Below are 16753 nucleotides of genomic sequence, written 5' to 3' on the forward strand. Positions count from 1 at the left end.
AGCCTGCCTGCCGCGCCGCTGCAGGCCACGCTGCCCGCGATACCTGCCAGTCTGCCGGGGCAGCTTCTGCAGCGCCGTCCCGATATCGCCTATGCCGAACGTAACATGGCGGCCGCTAATGCCGCAGTGGGCGTGGCGGTGGCCGGTTATTATCCCGATATCACCCTGAGCGCCAGCGGCGGGGTGAGTTCGTCGGTGCTGCATTCGCTGTTCGCATTGCCGAACCGCGTCTGGTCGCTGGGACCGGCGCTAAGCGGCACGCTGCTCGATTTTGGCGCCACCTCGGCGCAGGTCGATCAGGCACGCGCCAGCTGGGATGCCAGCGTCGCCAGCTATCGTCAGACGGTATTAGAAGCGTTGCAGGAGGTGGAAGATCAGCTGGTGGAGCTCAATACTTTGCAGGGCGAGATAGCGGCCCAGCAGCGCGCGGCCGTGGCGGCGCAGACTTCGGCCCGAGTGACGCGTAATCAGTATGAGGCCGGGATAATCGACTATCTTGATGTGGCGACCACCCAAAACAGCAGCCTGAGCGAACAACAGAGTTTACTGACGCTGCAAAGCACCCAGTGGGTCAGCAGCGTGGCGCTGATTGCCGCGCTGGGTGGCGGCTGGCAGGCACCCTGACCGTAGCAGATAATTCTGTTGTCGAACTGCGTCAAATCCTGCATCGTGAGGGGCTATTTTTCACGATGCTAAGGAGCAGGCATGGTATTCAAACTATTGCGTCTGGTATTCCGCCTGTTATGGCGGGTCGAACTGCGCGGTGATGTCGCCGAACTGTATAAGCAGAAGGTACTGATCACGCCGAACCATATGTCGTTTCTCGACGGCATATTGCTGGCGCTATTTTTGCCGATTAAGCCGGTCTATGCGGTCTATTCAACCATCAGCGAAAGCTGGTTTATGCGGCTGGTTAAACCTTTTATCGACTATGTGCCGCTCGATCCCACTAAGCCGATGGCGCTGAAACAGCTGGTGCGGCTGATCGACAGCGGCCGTCCGGTGGTGATTTTCCCGGAAGGACGGATCACCGTCACCGGATCGCTGATGAAAATCTACAGCGGGGCCGGTTTCGTCGCGGCGCGTTCCGGCGCGAACGTGGTACCGATGCGGATTGAAGGCGCGGAGTTCACGCCGTTTGGCCGGCTGGCGGGCGTATTCAAACGCCGCCTGTTTCCGCGCATCACGCTCAGCATTCTGCCGGCGACCCGCATCCCGATGCCGGAAGCGAAACGCGCTCGCGACCGGCGGATCCTGGCAGGTGAACATCTGCATCATGTGATGATGGAAGCCCGCATGGCGGTGCGCCCGCGTGAAACCCTGTTTGAGGCCTTCCTCGCGGCTCGCTCACGCTACGGTGCCTTTAAGCGCTGCATTGAAGATGTCAATTTCAAACCCGACAGTTACAACGGCCTGCTGAAAAAATCGCTTGGCGTGGGCCGTATCCTCGAGCGTTACAGCCAGCCGCGCGAAGTGGTCGGGCTGCTGCTGCCCAACACCACCGTCACCGCCGCGGCGATTTTCGGCGCCTCGCTGCGTGGCCGGGTTCCGGCGATGCTCAACTACACCTCGGGCGTCAACGGTATGCGGGCCGCCCTGACCGCGGCACAGATTAAAACTGTCTTCACCTCGCGGCAGTTCCTCGACAAAGGCAACTTGTGGCATCTGCCGCAGGGGCTCGACGAGGTGCAGTGGATCTATCTGGAAGATCTGAAAGATACCGTGACCAGTAAGGACAAACTCTGGATCGTCGCACATCTGCTGATGCCACATCGCGCTCAGCTGCCCCAGCAGCCGGAAGACGCCGCGATGGTGCTGTTTACCTCCGGCTCGGAAGGCAACCCCAAAGGGGTGGTGCATTCGCATAAAAGCCTGCTGGCGAACGTCGAACAGATCCGCACCGTGGCCGACTTTACCCCGCGTGATCGCTTTATGTCGGCGCTGCCGCTGTTCCACGCCTTTGGTCTGACCGTTGGCCTGTTTACACCGCTGATGACCGGCGCACAGGTGTTCCTCTATCCCAGCCCGCTGCACTACCGCATCGTGCCGGAGCTGGTCTATGACCGAAACTGCACCGTGCTGTTTGGCACCTCAACCTTCCTCGGCAACTATGCCCGCTTCGCGGCCCCTTACGACTTTGCCCGCCTGCGCTATGTGGTGGCCGGCGCTGAGAAGCTGCAGGAAAACACCCGCCAGATCTACATGGAGAAATATGGTATTCGCATCCTTGAAGGCTATGGCGTAACCGAATGCGCGCCGGTGGTGGCGATTAACGTGCCGATGGCGGCGAAGGCGCACACCGTGGGACGCATTCTGCCGGGGATGGATTCGCGACTGATGTCTGTGCCGGGCATTGAGCAGGGCGGACGGCTGCAGCTGCGCGGCCCGAACGTGATGAAAGGCTATCTGCGGGTCGAGAATCCCGGCGTACTGGAAGTGCCGGTTGCCGATGATGGTGAAGGCAATCAGGAAGCGGGCTGGTATGACACCGGCGATATCGTCAGCTTTGATGAGGCGGGATTCTGCCAGATTCAGGGACGTGCTAAACGCTTCGCCAAGATCGCTGGCGAGATGGTGTCGCTGGAAATTGTTGAGCAGATCGCGCTGAAAGCGTCGCCAGATAAGCAGCATGCCGCCTCACTGCGGCCGGATGGTCAGCGTGGCGAGGCGCTGGTGCTGTTCACCACCGACAGCGAACTGGCGCGTGACGGCCTGCAAAAAGCCGCCCGCGAGCTGGGCGCGCCGGAGCTGGCGCTGCCGCGCGATATCCGGGTGATGAAACAGCTGCCGCAGCTCGGTAGCGGTAAACCGGATTACGTGACGCTGAAAAAGCTGGCTGAAGAGGAGCAGGCATGAAGATCGAACGGGATGCGCCGCTGATGTCACGCGGCATGATCGCGGTGATCGTGGCCCAGTTCTTTTCGGCCTTTGGCGACAACGCGCTGCTGTTTGCCACGCTGGCGGTGCTGAAAAGCCAGTTCTATCCCGACTGGAGCCAGCCGGTGTTGCAGATGCTGTTTGTCGCTACCTACATTCTGCTGGCGCCGTTTGTCGGACAGATGGCCGACAGCATGGCGAAAGGGCGAGTGATGATGATCGCCAACAGCCTGAAGCTGCTGGGCGCGCTGGCGATCTGTTTCGGCTTCAACCCGTTCCTCGGTTACACCCTGGTGGGCATTGGTGCTGCGGCCTACTCACCAGCAAAATATGGCATCCTCGGTGAAATCACCCACGGCGGAAAGCTGGTGAAAGCCAACGGGCTGATGGAAGGGTCGACCATCGCTGCCATCCTGCTCGGCTCGGTAGCGGGCGGTATGCTGGCGGACTGGCATCTGCTGGCGGCGCTCGGCATCTGCGCGGTCACCTACGGCGTCGCGGTGGTTGCGAACCTGTTCATCCCGAAGCTGCAGGCGGCGCGTCCGGGGCAAAGCTGGCAGATCGCTGCCATGCTGCGCAGTTTCTTCCGGGCGGCGGCAGTGCTCTGGCATGATGCCGAAACGCGTTTCTCGCTGCTGGGCACCAGCCTGTTCTGGGGGGCGGGCGTCACGCTGCGTTTCCTGCTGGTACTCTGGGTGCCGGTGGCGCTGGGCATTCATGACAACACCACGCCGACCACCCTGAATGCGATGGTGGCGATCGGTATTGTGCTGGGTGCGGCGGCGGCGGCGAAGCTGGTGACGCTGGAAACGGTACGTCGCTGTATGCCGGCCGGAGTGCTGATTGGCGTGATGGTGGTGGTCTTCTCACTGCAGCATTCGCTGCTGAATGCTTACCTGCTGCTGATGGTGATTGGCGCGCTGGGGGGCTTCTTTGTGGTGCCGCTGAATGCGCTGCTGCAGGCGCGCGGTAAAGAGAGCGTTGGCTCGGGCAATGCGATTGCGGTGCAGAATCTCGGTGAGAACAGCGCGATGCTGCTGATGCTGGGATTCTATACGCTGGCAATCAAAGCGGGCGCGCCGGCGGTCGCCACCGGCATCGGGTTTGGCGTGCTGTTTGCGCTGGCCATTGCCCTGCTGTGGCTATGGCGACCGGCTAAACGCTAAGGCTGGCCGCCTCCTGCCGGCATCAGGCAGCGAGGCGGCTACGCATTCGTCGTGACTCAGCGACGAACGGCAATCGCCTCAATTTCAATCTTCACATCTTTCGGCAGGCGCGCCACTTCGACACAGGAACGGGCCGGGAACGCTGCATCATGCTCGGTGAAGAATGCCTCATAGGCCGCGTTCACCGTGGCAAAGTCATTCAGATCCTTAACGAATACCGTGGTTTTCACGATATCACCCACCTTCAGGCCAGCTGCTTCCACAATCGCCTTCACGTTGTCCAGCGACTGTCGTGCCTGCGCGGTCACGTCATCGGCGACCATGCCGGTGGCCGGATTGACCGGGATCTGACCGGAGGTGATGATCATGCTGCCAAGATCGACACCCTGAACATAGGGGCCGATAGCGGCAGGGGCTTTTTCAGTACTGATTTCACGAGACATTATTGCTCCTTGAATAGGACAGTAGGGCGGTGAGCCCGCCGGTGCTGACCATTATAGGGTCGGCCGGAATGATTACCAGTGACCCAGCACCACATGGCGCGCGAACTCTTTTTCACAATATTTGCACTTCAGATGCACATCATCGGCGCGCTGCTTCACCGCAAAACTGGAGAACACCGGTTCACTGCGGCTGATGCAGTTGCTGTTCGGGCAGGTCAGCACCCGCTCAACGTGCTCCGGCAGCGTCGGGGCGATCTTCGCCACCACTTCATAATCATCGATGCGGTTGACTGTGGCATGGGGCGCATAGACTGCCAGTTGATTGACCTGATCGTCGGTCAGAAAGGTATTTTCGATCTTGATCAGATCTTTGCGGCCCATCTCGCCTGACGGCAGATTCAGGCCCATGGTGATGCGCTGATCGGTCTCGGTCAGGCGGAACAGGGAGAGCAGTTTAAAGCCGACCTGAGCCGGGATATGGTCGATTACCGTGCCGCGCTTGATCGCTTCGACCTGCAATTTATTGTCATGTGTCATCTGAGATCTCCTTACAGGGCGGGTTCGCTGTTTAATACCAGCGCCAGCAGAGCCTGACGCGCGTAGATGCCGTTCCCGGCCTGCTGGAAGTACCAGGCGTAGGGGGTTTTATCGACATCGGTGGTGATTTCGTCGATGCGCGGCAGCGGATGCAGCACTTTCATGTTGTCACGCGCCGTCGCCAGATCGGCGGCCCGCAGAATGAACTGCGCTTTGACGTTGGCATATTCCGACGGATCGAGACGCTCTTTCTGTACCCGCGTCATGTAGAGGATATCGAGCTGCGGCATCACCTCTTCAAAGCTGTCATGCCGTGACCAGGCGATATTTTTCTCATCCAGCATATCGGTGATGTAAGCCGGCATCGCCAGCGCATCGGGGGCGATAAAGAAGAAGCGGTTGCCATCAAACTTCGCCAGCGCCTGAGTCAGGGAGTGCACGGTGCGGCCATATTTCAGGTCGCCGACCATCGCCACATTGAGCTGGTTCAGGCGGCTCTGGGTCTCCTGAATGGTGAAGAGATCGAGCAGCGTCTGGGTCGGATGCTGGTTGGCCCCGTCACCGGCGTTGAGAATCGGCACGCCGCCAGAGAATTCGGTCGCCAGCCGCGCGGCACCTTCCTGCGGATGACGCATCACAATCGCATCAACATAGGTGCTGATCACGGAAATAGTGTCAGCCAGGGTTTCGCCTTTCTTGCCCAGCGAGGTATTGCTGCCGTCGGCAAAACCCACCGCCGATGCGCCGAGACGATGAATTGCCGTCTCAAACGACAATCGGGTGCGGGTCGAGGCTTCAAAAAAGCAGCTGGCAATCACGTTATGCTTCAGCAGCTCCGGCTGCGGGTGCGCTTTGAGCTGTGCGGCGGTATGCAGCACCAGTTCCAGCTCGTCACGGCTGAGGTCGTTGATCGAAATAATGTGCTTGCGATATAGCGGGTTAGCCATAGCTTTCTCCTCTGCGCGGCCGGATTGCGGACAAAAAAAAGCCCCTGATTAAGGGGCTTTTTTAAGATCGGGTTGATGACCGAAAGAAACAGCGGCGCCGCCTGCGGTCAGGCGTGATGGAGCGTCAAATTGTCCGCTGCGCTGTAGCATATTTCCTCCGGCAAATTGGGCCGCATTATACCCATTCGCTGCCAGGCAGCAAGGGAAAATCGTGTGTCAGGAAATCGTTTGCGCTGGCCCCGGATCGGAGCGATCGGTAACCCGGGCCGGGCTGATGCAGGCGAACACCTGCAATCTGCGTCAGCGTTGCCCCAGCGTCGCCACCATCACCGCTTTGATGGTATGCATCCGGTTTTCCGCCTGATCGAACACGATGCTGTGAGGTGATTCGAACACCTCGTTACTCACTTCCATGCCGTTTGGCAGATCGTACTGTTCCGCCATCTGCCGGCCCAGCGTGGTCTGATCGTCATGGAAAGCGGGCAGACAGTGCAGGAACTTCACCTGCGGATTGCCGGTCAGATCGAGCATCGCCCGGTTAACCTGATAGTCACGCAGCAGGGCGATACGCTCTTCCCACACCGCTTTGGCTTCGCCCATCGACACCCAGACATCGGTGTAGATAAAGTCTGCGCCCCTGACGCCGTCAGCAATGTTCTCGGTGAGGGTAATTTTACCGCCGGTCTGCTGCGCCACGTCGCGACACTGTTCCACCAGCTGCGCCTCTGGCCAGCAGCTCTGCGGTGCCACCAGCCGCAGATCCAGCCCGACCAGCGCCGCCGCTTCCAGCATGGTGTTGCCCATGTTATTGCGTGCATCGCCGACGTAAACCAGCGTCATCTGGCTGAGCGTTTTGCCTGGCAGATGCTCCTGCATGGTCAGCAGATCGGCCAGTAGCTGTGTCGGATGAAACTCCGTGGTCAGCCCATTCCATACCGGGACGCCAGCGTGCTCCGCCAGGGTTTCCACCCGTTCCTGACCGTAACCGCGATACTGGATACCGTCATACATCCGGCCCAGTACCCGCGCGGTGTCGCGCATCGACTCTTTATGCCCGATCTGGCTGCCGCTCGGACCGAGATAAGTGACGTTAGCACCCTGATCGTAAGCGGCAACTTCGAAAGAGCATCGGGTACGGGTCGAGTCTTTTTCGAAGATGAGCGCGATGTTTTTGCCTTTCAGGGTCGGGACTTCACTGCCACTTTTTTTTCGCGCGTTTTAATTCAGCAGCAAGGGTAAGCAGGTGATTAATTTCGGCCGGGGTAAAATCCAGTAGCCTGAGGAAATGGCGCTGATACAGCTGACTCATACAACACTCCGGTAACCATAAAAATGAATTAAAATTCAATCTAACCGTATGAATATGCATTTTCAACCCCGGCGAGAATAAACTTTTCGTTTTGTGTAGTGGCGCGACAGGCAGTGTGGGAAAATAATTGTTTATTGCCGAACTCAGAGAGGACATCGTTATGGCATATGAAGCATTATTGGAAGAGCAGCGTGAAGAGACGCGCCTGATCATTGAAGAGCTGCTGGAGGATGGCAGCGATCCCGATGCGCTTTATACCATCGAGCATCATCTCTCGTGCAACAACTTCGATTCGCTGGAGAAGGCCGCGGTTGACGCCTTCAAGCTGGGTTATGAAGTGACCGAGCCGGAAGAGCTGGAGCTGGAAGATGGGACAACCGTGATGTGCGTTGACATCATCAGTGAATCGGCGCTGAAGCCAGAGCTGATTGATGTGCAGGTTGAGCAACTGGTGAACCTGATCGGTAAATACAATGTCGACTACGACGGATGGGGCACCTACTTCGAAGACCCGGACGCCGAAGATGAAGATGGCGATGATGAAGACGCCATCGACGATGAAGATGATAATGGCATTCGCCACTAAGTCGCGCAGGGCGGGGAATTCTCCGCCTCTCTTCTTTTCCAGCCCTGTTTTAACACCATGAACTACGCACCCTTACTTGAACCGATCTATCAGTTTCTGCACTGCCGTACGCCACAAGCCTGGATTGATGAGGCGCGTAAACCGGAAAATCTGACCCTGCTGTTAACCGACCATCTGGTGTGCGAACTGAAAGCCGCCCAGACCGCGGTCTGGCTGATCCGCAAATATGTGGCTGACAAACCCAGCGGTGAGGCGATCCTCGGCTGGCTGAAGCCGTACGAAGATTTTATCTTCCGCGAAGATGGCGACAGCGACTTTATCAATGCCCATAAAAATCTCACCAAACGCATCATCGTCCGCAATGAATTGCCGTGGGCGGATGAGCTGGTGGAAAAGATGGTGCTGCTGATTAAAGAAGAGCTGCATCACTTCTATCAGGTTTGGGAAATTATGCAGTCACGCGGGCTGGTCTATCAGAAGATCACCTCCAGCCGTTATGCGAAGTCTCTGCTGCGTGAAGTGACCACCCATGAGCCGGAAACGCTGGTGGATAAGCTGATTTGCGGTGCTTACATTGAAGCGCGATCCTGCGAGCGGTTTGCCAGTCTGGCACCGTGGCTGGATAGTGAGCTGGAGAAGTTTTATATCTCGCTGTTACGGTCGGAAGCGCGCCACTATCAGGACTATTTAGCCCTGGCGGCGCAGATCTCAGCAAAAGATATCGCGCCACGGGTACGGGCAATTGGCGAAACCGAAGCACGATTAATCAGCGAGCCGGACGGCGAATTACGTTTTCACAGCGGCGTACCGGCATTCTGAACGGCGGGTTTACCGCTGCCGGTGCGGTGGCCCGCATCGGTTACAGGATTTTCAGCATCCGCACTTCACAGTCAACGTGACCGGTACAGCCCATTGCCCCCTCGATATGGGTAAAGCCCAGAGACTCATACAGCTTAATCGCTCTGGTCAGGCTGGCGGTGGTTTCGAGGTAGCAGCGACGGAACCCTTGCTGACGGGCATGATCCAGTGCCCGCAGGGCCAGTTCGCGCGCCAGTCCCTGACCGCGTACCGCAGGCAGGAAATACATCTTCTGCAGTTCGCAGATATCGGGCGCGCTACAGGACAGTGGCGCTACGCCGCCGCCGCCGACCACTTTGCCGTCAGACTCAATAATCCAGTAGGCGCTCTGTTCGGCGCTGTACAACTCAAACAGGTGGTCGAGCTGGGGATCGGATACGGTGTATCCCTTATCCGCTGTCAGGCCGAACTCCGCGGAAACGTCGCGGATCACCTGGGCAATGTGCGGATTGTCGGCGGCAGTAATCGGCCGCACCTTAAGATCAAAGCGCGTGGTAGTGGATGTCGTCATCATCTCTTCCGGATTTGTACGAGGTCAATAAAAAAGCCGGGCAAGCCCGGCTTTATGAATAAGCTGTCAGCTACGACGCTTACAATGCCGCAATCACCGCCTGCTGTTCAATCAGTTTTGCTTTTGATTGTTGCAGTTCGGCCACGCGTTCACGCTCTTTCGCCACCACCGCTTCCGGGGCGCGGGAGACAAAGCCTTCGTTCGCCAGTTTGGTCTCGATCTTCTCGATTTCCACATCCAGCTTAACCAGCTCTTTCGCCAGACGTTCGAGCTCAGCGGTTTTATCCACCAGGTCAGCCATCGGGATCAGCAGCTCTGCGCCTTCAACGATCTTGGTCACCGAGACCGGACCTTTCTCGCCAGCGGGCAGAATGGTCAGGCTTTCCAGACGCGCCAGGCGCGACAGGAAGTTACGGTTGGCTTCCACCCGACGCAGCGCCGCCGGTGAGCAGTCGCGCAGCAGCACGTCCAGTGGTTTGCTCAGCGCAATGTTCATCTCGGCACGAATATTACGCACCGCGACGATCGCCTGTTTCATCCACTCGATATCCGCTTTGGCTTCGGCATCCTCTTTCGCCGCATCGTACTGCGGGAAAGGCTGCAGCATGATGGTGTCATCGCTGATGTTTTTCAGCCCTTTCACGCGCTGCCAGATGGTTTCAGTGATAAACGGAATAATCGGGTGCGCCAGACGCAGCAAGCCTTCCAGCACGTTCACCAGCGTATGACGGGTGCCGCGCAGCTCAGATTCATTGCCGCTGTTCATGACCGGCTTGGTCAGTTCCAGATACCAGTCACAGAACTGGTTCCAGGTGAAGTCATACAGCAGGTTGGCCGCGATATCGAAACGATAGCTATCCAGCGCCTCACGGTAGGCTTTCACCGTGCTGTTGAACTCGGTCAGAATCCAGCGATCCGCCAGCGACAGCGTCATTTCGCCACCGTTCTGGCCGCAATCCTGATCTTCGGTGTTCATCAGCACAAAGCGGCTGGCGTTCCACAGCTTGTTACAGAAGTTGCGGTAGCCTTCTAGGCGCTTCATGTCCCAGTTGATGTCGCGACCGGTTGAGGCGAGGGCGGCGAGAGTGAAACGCAGCGCATCGGTACCTGACGGCTCAATGCCGTTCGGGAACTGCTTCTCGGTGCGTTTACGGATCTTCTCAGCCAGCTGCGGCTGCATCATGTTACCGGTGCGTTTTTCCAGCAGCGCTTCCAGCGAAATACCGTCAACCATATCCAGCGGGTCAATCACGTTGCCCTTGGATTTTGACATTTTCTGGCCTTCTTCATCACGAATCAGACCGGTCATGTAGACGGTTTTGAACGGCACCTGCGGTTTGCCCTCTTCATCTTTGATGAAGTGCATGGTCAGCATGATCATGCGGGCAATCCAGAAGAAGATGATGTCGAAGCCGCTCACCAGCACGCTGGTCGGGTGGAAGGTGCGCAGTGCTTCGGTGTTTTCCGGCCAGCCCAGGGTGGAGAAGGTCCACAGGCCCGAGGAGAACCAGGTGTCCAGCACGTCGTCATCCTGACGCAGCGCCACATCGGCGGCCAGGTTGTTCTCAGCGCGGACTTCGTCTTCGGTGCGGCCTACGTAGACGTTACCGTTGTTGTCATACCAGGCCGGGATGCGGTGACCCCACCACAGCTGACGGGAAATACACCAGTCCTGAATATCACGCATCCAGGAGAAGTACATGTTTTCGTACTGCTTCGGCACAAACTGGATGTCGCCGTTTTCAACCGCTTCCACCGCGACTTTCGCCAGCGGGGCGGTGCGCACGTACCACTGGTCAGTCAGCATTGGCTCAATCACCACGCCACCACGGTCGCCGTAAGGTACGGTCAGGTCGTGCGGTTTGATCTCTTCAAGCAGGCCCAGCTCATCGACAGCGGCAACAATGGCTTTACGCGCCGCGAAGCGTTCCATTTTCTGGAAAGCAGCTGGGATCTCATCGGAACAGGCATCGCTGACTTCGCCGTTAGTGTCATACACCTGGGCGCGCTCGCGAATATCACCGTCAAAGGTCAGAATGTTGATCATCGGCAGCTTATGACGACGACCCACTTCGTAGTCGTTGAAGTCATGCGCCGGGGTGATCTTGACGCAGCCGGTGCCTTTTTCCATGTCAGCATGTTCATCGCCAACAATCGGGATCAGACGGCCTACCAGCGGCAGCATGACAAATTTGCCAATCAGATCTTTGTAGCGCGGATCTTCCGGGTTCACCGCCACGCCGGTATCACCCAGCAGGGTTTCCGGACGGGTGGTGGCGACCACCAGATAATCTTTACCGTCAGCGGTTTTCGCACCGTCGGCCAGTGGATAGCGGATGTGCCACATTGAGCCTTTGCTCTCGCGGTTTTCCACTTCCAGGTCAGAGATGGCGGTGCGCAGCTTCGGATCCCAGTTCACCAGGCGTTTACCACGGTAAATCAGGTTCTCTTTGTAGAGGCGGACAAACACTTCTTTCACCGCATTGGACAGCCCTTCGTCCATGGTGAAGCGCTCGCGCTCCCAGTCAACGGAGTTGCCGAGACGGCGCATCTGACGGGTGATGGTGCCGCCGGATTCCGCTTTCCACTGCCAGATTTTGTCGATGAACGCATCACGGCCATAATCCTGGCGCGTTTTGCCCTCTTCAGCCGCAATCTTGCGTTCAACCACCATCTGCGTGGCGATGCCCGCGTGGTCGGTACCGGCCTGCCACAGAGTATTTTTCCCCTGCATACGCTGGTAACGGATCATGGTGTCCATGATGGTTTGCTGGAAAGCGTGACCCATGTGCAAGCTACCGGTGACGTTCGGCGGCGGGATCATGATGCAAAAGCTTTCCTGGCGGGTATCGCCATTCGGTTTGAAGTAGCCCTGCTTTTCCCAATGCTCGTAAAGCGGCTGCTCGATATCTTGCGGGTTATATGTCTTTTCCATTTCTGCTATGTCGTTTGCGGCTGTGGCGGCGTTGCCGTATTCAATTGGAAACCAACGCTGCGGTACGCTTTATAGCGGTCGCGCGCCAGCTGTTTGAGAGATTCTTCGTAAGGAACGAAGTCTATCACTTCATGGAAAGCAGTAGCAAAATCTGCGAACTGTGGCAGCAGGCTAATTAACAGGTCGCGTGGGGAACTGCCGCGACGCTGCGGCCAGGCCAGTTCAACCGGCGCGCCGTAGCGCGGGCCTTCACCGGCGAGGTTATGCGGCACGAAGGCGTTTGCCGGTCGTTGCCACAGTGCTTCGTCGAGACGAATCGCCTGCTGCTCATCTTCACAGGCGATCAACACCCGCTTTCCGGCCCGCCAGCGTGTTTCCGCCAGATTGCACACCAGCGCTTCAATGGCGCTCAGGCCGTCGCTCGGTGCATCGGTTTCCAGCACGTAGAAGGTTGCGTTTTTCATCAGTTTGCTCGTCAGAAGATCAAGGGCGGAATCTCATCCGCCCTTGTAGTCAGCATTGTGGCGATCAATCGTCGCCGTTCAATCCTGCCCGATTCAACAGAAACTGCGACAGCATCGGCACCGGACGACCGGTGGCGCCTTTGGCTTTGCCTGAACGCCATGCGGTACCGGCGATGTCGAGGTGCGCCCAGTTATATTTGCGGGCAAAGCGCGCCAGGAAGCAGGCGGCGGTAATCGCGCCGCCAGGCCGGCCGCCAATGTTAGCCATGTCGGCAAAATTGGACTCCAGCTGCTCCTGATACTCATCCGCCATCGGCAGACGCCAGGCGCGGTCACCCGACTGCTCAGAGGCGCTGATCAGCTCATGCGCCAGCGGATTGTGGTTCGACAGCAGGCCGCTGACGTGGTGACCCAGCGCAATTACACAGGCACCGGTCAGGGTCGCGACGTCAATTACCACTTCCGGATCGAAACGTTCGACATAGGTCAGCGCATCGCACAGCACCAGACGGCCTTCGGCATCGGTATTCAGCACTTCCACCGTCTGACCAGACATGGTGGTCAGCACGTCGCCCGGACGCATCGCCCGGCCATCCGGCATGTTTTCACAGCCAGCCAGCACGCCGACCACGTTCAGTGGCAGGTTAAGCTCGGCCACCATGCGCATCACGCCATAGACCGAGGCCGCGCCGCACATATCATATTTCATTTCGTCCATGCTGTCGGACGGCTTGATCGAGATGCCGCCGGAGTCGAAGGTCAGGCCTTTACCGACCAGCACAATGGGACGCGCGTCGGCATCCGGGTTGCCTTTGTACTCAATCACCGACATCAGCGATTCGTTCTGCGAACCGGCACCCACCGCCAGATAGGCGTTCATCCCCAGCTCTTTCATCTGCTGTTCGCCGATGACGCGGGTAGTCACATTTTTGCTGAAGGCATCGGCCAGCTGACGCGCCTGCGAGGCAAGGTAGGCAGCGTTACAGATGTTTGGCGGCATATTGCCGAGATCTTTCGCCGCTTTCATGCCGGCAGCCACCGCCAGACCGTGCTGGATCGCGCGCTCACCGCTGGTCAGTTCACGGCGGGTCGGCACGTTAAACACCAGTTTGCGCAGCGGACGGCGCGGCTCCGCCTTGTTGCTCTTCAGCTGATCGAAGTTATACAGCGCCTCTTTCGAGGTTTCGACCGCCTGACGCACTTTCCAGTAGGTATTGCGGCCTTTAACGTGCAGCTCGGTCAGGAAGCAGACCGCTTCCATTGAGCCGGTGTCGTTCAGCGTATTGATGGTTTTCTGAATCACCTGCTTATACTGACGCTCGTCCAGCTCGCGCTCTTTGCCGCAGCCAATCAGCAGAATCCGCTCAGACAGGATGTTGGGCACATGATGCAGCAGCAGTGTCTGGCCTACTTTTCCTTCCAGCTCGCCACGGCGCAGCAGGGCGCTGATATAGCCGTCGCTGATTTTATCCAGCTGTTCGGCAATCGGTGACAGACGGCGCGGTTCGAAAACGCCAACGACAATGCAGGCACTGCGCTGTTTCTCCGGGCTTCCGCTTTTTACACTGAACTCCATGCACTCTCCTGAATCTTAAAGACAACGGCCGCTGCTGCCGCTAGAATGTAGCGCGCTCATGACCCATTTATTCGTCGTGGCAGCATGACATTCTGCCGCTGGAGGTCATAATGAATCAGGGTGACAAGATGTTGTTTTTCCACCACCCATGCGCGTTTGTCATACAATTTTAGCTACGATGACGGCCATTGATGAAGAAAAATGGCAAATAAGCGTTGAAACTAGCGATTTTCCTGCAAAAAGACAAGTTTTCACAGGCGTACTAAGCGTGATCATCATTAGATATCTGGTTCGGGAAACGCTCAAAAGCCAGCTGGCTATCCTCTTCATCCTGCTATTAATCTTCTTTTGCCAGAAGTTAGTCAGGATTTTAGGAGCCGCGGTGGATGGCGAAGTGCCGACAAACCTCGTTCTGACATTGTTAGGACTCGGCGTGCCTGAAATGGCACAACTTATACTGCCCCTGAGTCTGTTTCTGGCGATCCTGATGACGCTGGGACGACTCTACACGGAAAGTGAAATTACCGTGATGCACGCCTGCGGCCTGAGCAAGGCCGTGTTAGTCAAGGCGGCGATGGTGCTGATGCTGTTTACCTCGCTGGTGGCGGCGGTAAACGTGATCTGGCTCGGTCCCTGGTCATCCCGTTATCAGGATGAAGTGACCCAGAACGCCAAAGCCAACCCGGGTGCGGCGGCGCTGGCGGCCGGTCAGTTCCAGACCTCCAGCGATGGCAGCGCGGTGCTGTTCATTGAGGATGTCAAAGGCAACCAGTTCGGCAACGTGTTCCTGGCGCAGTTACGGCCAAAAGGCAACGCGCGACCGTCAGTGGTGCTGGCTGACAGCGGTCATATGGAACAGCATAGAGACGGTTCGCAGGTGGTGACGCTGGATAAAGGCACCCGCTTTGAGGGCACCGCCTTGCTGCGCGACTTCCGCATCACTGACTTCACCAATTATCAGGCGATAGTGGGTTATAAAGCGGCGACGCTGGATCCGAATGATGCGGAGCAGTCGAGCTTTACCGGCCTGCTTGGCAACGATTCGCCGGCCTTCCGCGCTGAGCTGCACTGGCGTATAACGCTGGTATTCTCGGTGCTGGTGATGGCGCTGATGGTAGTGCCGCTCAGTGTGGTCAATCCACGTCAGGGCCGGGTGCTGTCGATGCTGCCTGCCATGCTGCTCTATCTGATCTTCTTCCTGCTGCAAAGTTCGCTGAAGTCGAGCGGGGCGAAAGGGCGGCTCGATCCGGCCGTCTGGATGTGGGTGGTGAATATCGGCTACCTGCTGCTGGCGGTGCTGCTTAACCTGTGGGATACGGTGCCGATGCGTCGGGTCCGTGCCCGCTTCACACGCGGAGGATCGGTCTGATGTTTCGCGTACTTGACCGCTATATCGGCAAAACCATCTTCAATACCATCATGCTGACGCTGTTCATGCTGGTGTCGCTCTCCGGCATCATCAAGTTCGTCGATCAGCTGCGTAAAACCGGGCAGGGTAGCTACAGCGCGCTTTCCGCCGGTTACTACACCCTGCTCAGCGTGCCGAAAGATATTGAGATCTTCTTCCCGATGGCGGCGCTGCTGGGTGCGCTGCTGGGACTGGGTACGCTGGCGCAGCGCAGTGAACTGGTGGTGATGCAGGCTGCCGGTTTCACCCGCATGCAGGTGGCGTTGTCGGTGATGAAGACCGCGATTCCGCTGGTGCTGCTGACCATGGCGATTGGCGAATTTGTTGCCCCTTCAGGCGAGCAGATGGCACGTAACTACCGGGCGCAGCAATTGTATGGCGGTGCGCTGGTGTCGACGCAAAATGGCCTGTGGGCGAAAGATGACAACAGCTTCATTTTCATTGAGCGCATCAAAGGCGACAACGAAATTGATGGTGTCAGCATCTATAGCTTTAACGATCAGCGTCGGCTGCAGAGCGTGCGTTACGCTGCGACCGCCACCTGGGATGCGGCGAAAAAGCGCTGGATTCTGTCGCAGGTGGATGAGTCGAACCTGACCGATCCTAAGCAGATTACCGGCTCGCAAAGCCTCAGTGGCGAATGGAAAACCAACCTGACGCCAGACAAGCTGGGCGTGGTGGCACTTGATCCGGACGCGCTGTCGATTCGCGGTCTGTATAACTACAGCAAATATCTCAGGCAGAGCGGCCAGGAGTCGGGCCGTTATCTGCTGAATATGTGGGGCAAGATCTTCCAGCCGCTGTCGGTTGCAGTGATGATGCTGATGGCGCTGTCGTTTATCTTTGGCCCACTGCGCAGCGTGTCGATGGGGGTGCGGGTGGTTACCGGCATCAGCTTCGGCTTCCTGTTCTACGTGCTGGACCAGATTTTTGGTCCGCTCAGCCTGGTTTACGGCTTGCCGCCGATTCTGGGGGCAATATTGCCGAGCTTCGCGTTCTTCGCTATCAGCTTGTTTATGCTGATCAAGCGGCGCTAAGCGAGCACCCCAACCAAAAAAGGCCGCGAAAGCGGCCTTTTTTGTTTTTATCCTGTCGGCTCAGGGAGCATACGCCTTTCGCAAAGAGGCAAAATCGCC

The 16753-nt window shown here is 57.8% G+C and carries 14 protein-coding genes and 1 pseudogene; 7 read left to right on the forward strand and 8 right to left on the reverse strand.

Annotation, left to right across the window (positions count from 1 at the left end; all coding sequences use genetic code 11):
* The 3 genes from HA41_RS14095 to lplT form a co-directional block, all read left to right on the forward strand.
* The coding region (locus HA41_RS14095) for a TolC family protein (RefSeq protein WP_158086624.1) at positions 1-624 on the forward strand (624 nt) is incomplete at its 5' end.
* 81 nt (positions 625-705) lie between these two features.
* A complete protein-coding gene (gene aas, locus HA41_RS14100) occupies positions 706-2856 on the forward strand; it encodes a bifunctional acyl-ACP--phospholipid O-acyltransferase/long-chain-fatty-acid--ACP ligase (protein WP_094121302.1) in 2151 nt (716 codons plus the stop codon).
* Positions 2853-4043 (forward strand): lysophospholipid transporter LplT, encoded by a 1191-nt coding sequence (lplT, locus tag HA41_RS14105; RefSeq protein WP_094121303.1) that lies wholly within the window; start codon positions 2853-2855, stop codon positions 4041-4043. The genes aas and lplT overlap by 4 nt, the downstream gene beginning before the upstream one ends.
* Before the next feature lie 56 nt (positions 4044-4099).
* Here lplT and ridA read toward each other — a convergent pair whose 3' ends face one another.
* From ridA to argF, 4 genes and pseudogenes are all read right to left on the reverse strand, one after another.
* Positions 4100-4486 (reverse strand): 2-iminobutanoate/2-iminopropanoate deaminase, encoded by a 387-nt coding sequence (ridA, locus tag HA41_RS14110; RefSeq protein ID WP_094121304.1) that lies wholly within the window; start codon positions 4484-4486, stop codon positions 4100-4102.
* A gap of 72 nt (positions 4487-4558) precedes the next feature.
* Positions 4559-5023, reverse strand: a complete 465-nt coding sequence (gene pyrI, locus HA41_RS14115) for an aspartate carbamoyltransferase regulatory subunit (protein WP_094121305.1) — start codon at positions 5021-5023, stop codon at positions 4559-4561.
* Between the two features lie 11 nt (positions 5024-5034).
* Entirely contained in the window at positions 5035-5970 is a 936-nt protein-coding gene (pyrB, locus tag HA41_RS14120) for an aspartate carbamoyltransferase (RefSeq protein WP_094121306.1), read from the reverse strand.
* A gap of 300 nt (positions 5971-6270) precedes the next feature.
* Positions 6271-7279, reverse strand: a pseudogene (gene argF, locus HA41_RS14125) (ornithine carbamoyltransferase).
* A 160-nt stretch (positions 7280-7439) separates the two neighbouring features.
* Between argF and rraB the strand changes: the two are divergent.
* Together rraB and miaE are read left to right on the forward strand one after the other, a co-directional pair.
* The gene (gene rraB / locus HA41_RS14130; RefSeq protein WP_094121307.1) at positions 7440-7865 is read left to right on the forward strand and encodes a ribonuclease E inhibitor RraB; all 426 of its coding nucleotides are present in this window, start codon (positions 7440-7442) and stop codon (positions 7863-7865) included.
* 57 nt (positions 7866-7922) lie between these two features.
* Complete coding sequence (gene miaE, locus HA41_RS14135; protein WP_094121308.1) at positions 7923-8684, forward strand: tRNA isopentenyl-2-thiomethyl-A-37 hydroxylase MiaE; 762 nt, start codon at positions 7923-7925, stop codon at positions 8682-8684.
* Between the two features lie 40 nt (positions 8685-8724).
* On the opposite strand, the gene HA41_RS14140 is transcribed toward miaE, so the two are convergent.
* The 4 genes from HA41_RS14140 to pepA all read right to left on the reverse strand — a co-directional run bounded on the left by HA41_RS14140 (position 8725) and on the right by pepA (position 14209).
* On the reverse strand, positions 8725-9237 hold the full coding sequence (locus HA41_RS14140) for a GNAT family N-acetyltransferase (RefSeq protein WP_143807334.1): 513 nt from the start codon (positions 9235-9237) through the stop codon (positions 8725-8727).
* A gap of 76 nt (positions 9238-9313) precedes the next feature.
* Positions 9314-12169, reverse strand: coding sequence for a valine--tRNA ligase (locus tag HA41_RS14145; protein ID WP_094121310.1), 2856 nt, complete (start codon positions 12167-12169; stop codon positions 9314-9316).
* 5 nt (positions 12170-12174) lie between these two features.
* Positions 12175-12633 (reverse strand): DNA polymerase III subunit chi, encoded by a 459-nt coding sequence (locus HA41_RS14150; RefSeq protein WP_031375818.1) that lies wholly within the window; start codon positions 12631-12633, stop codon positions 12175-12177.
* Between the two features lie 64 nt (positions 12634-12697).
* Complete coding sequence (pepA, locus tag HA41_RS14155) at positions 12698-14209, reverse strand: leucyl aminopeptidase (RefSeq protein ID WP_031375817.1); 1512 nt, start codon at positions 14207-14209, stop codon at positions 12698-12700.
* Between the two features lie 268 nt (positions 14210-14477).
* Between pepA and lptF the strand changes: the two genes are divergently transcribed.
* Both lptF and lptG read left to right on the forward strand, forming a co-directional pair.
* Entirely contained in the window at positions 14478-15578 is a 1101-nt protein-coding gene (lptF, locus tag HA41_RS14160) for an LPS export ABC transporter permease LptF (RefSeq protein ID WP_094121311.1), read from the forward strand.
* Positions 15578-16654, forward strand: a complete 1077-nt coding sequence (gene lptG, locus HA41_RS14165) for an LPS export ABC transporter permease LptG (protein ID WP_094121312.1) — start codon at positions 15578-15580, stop codon at positions 16652-16654. Before lptF ends, lptG begins: the two co-directional genes overlap by 1 nt.
* Positions 16655-16753 lie beyond the last annotated feature (99 nt).

It is taken from the genome of Pantoea conspicua, from assembly GCF_002095315.1.
Classification (GTDB): Bacteria; Pseudomonadota; Gammaproteobacteria; order Enterobacterales; family Enterobacteriaceae; genus Pantoea; species Pantoea conspicua.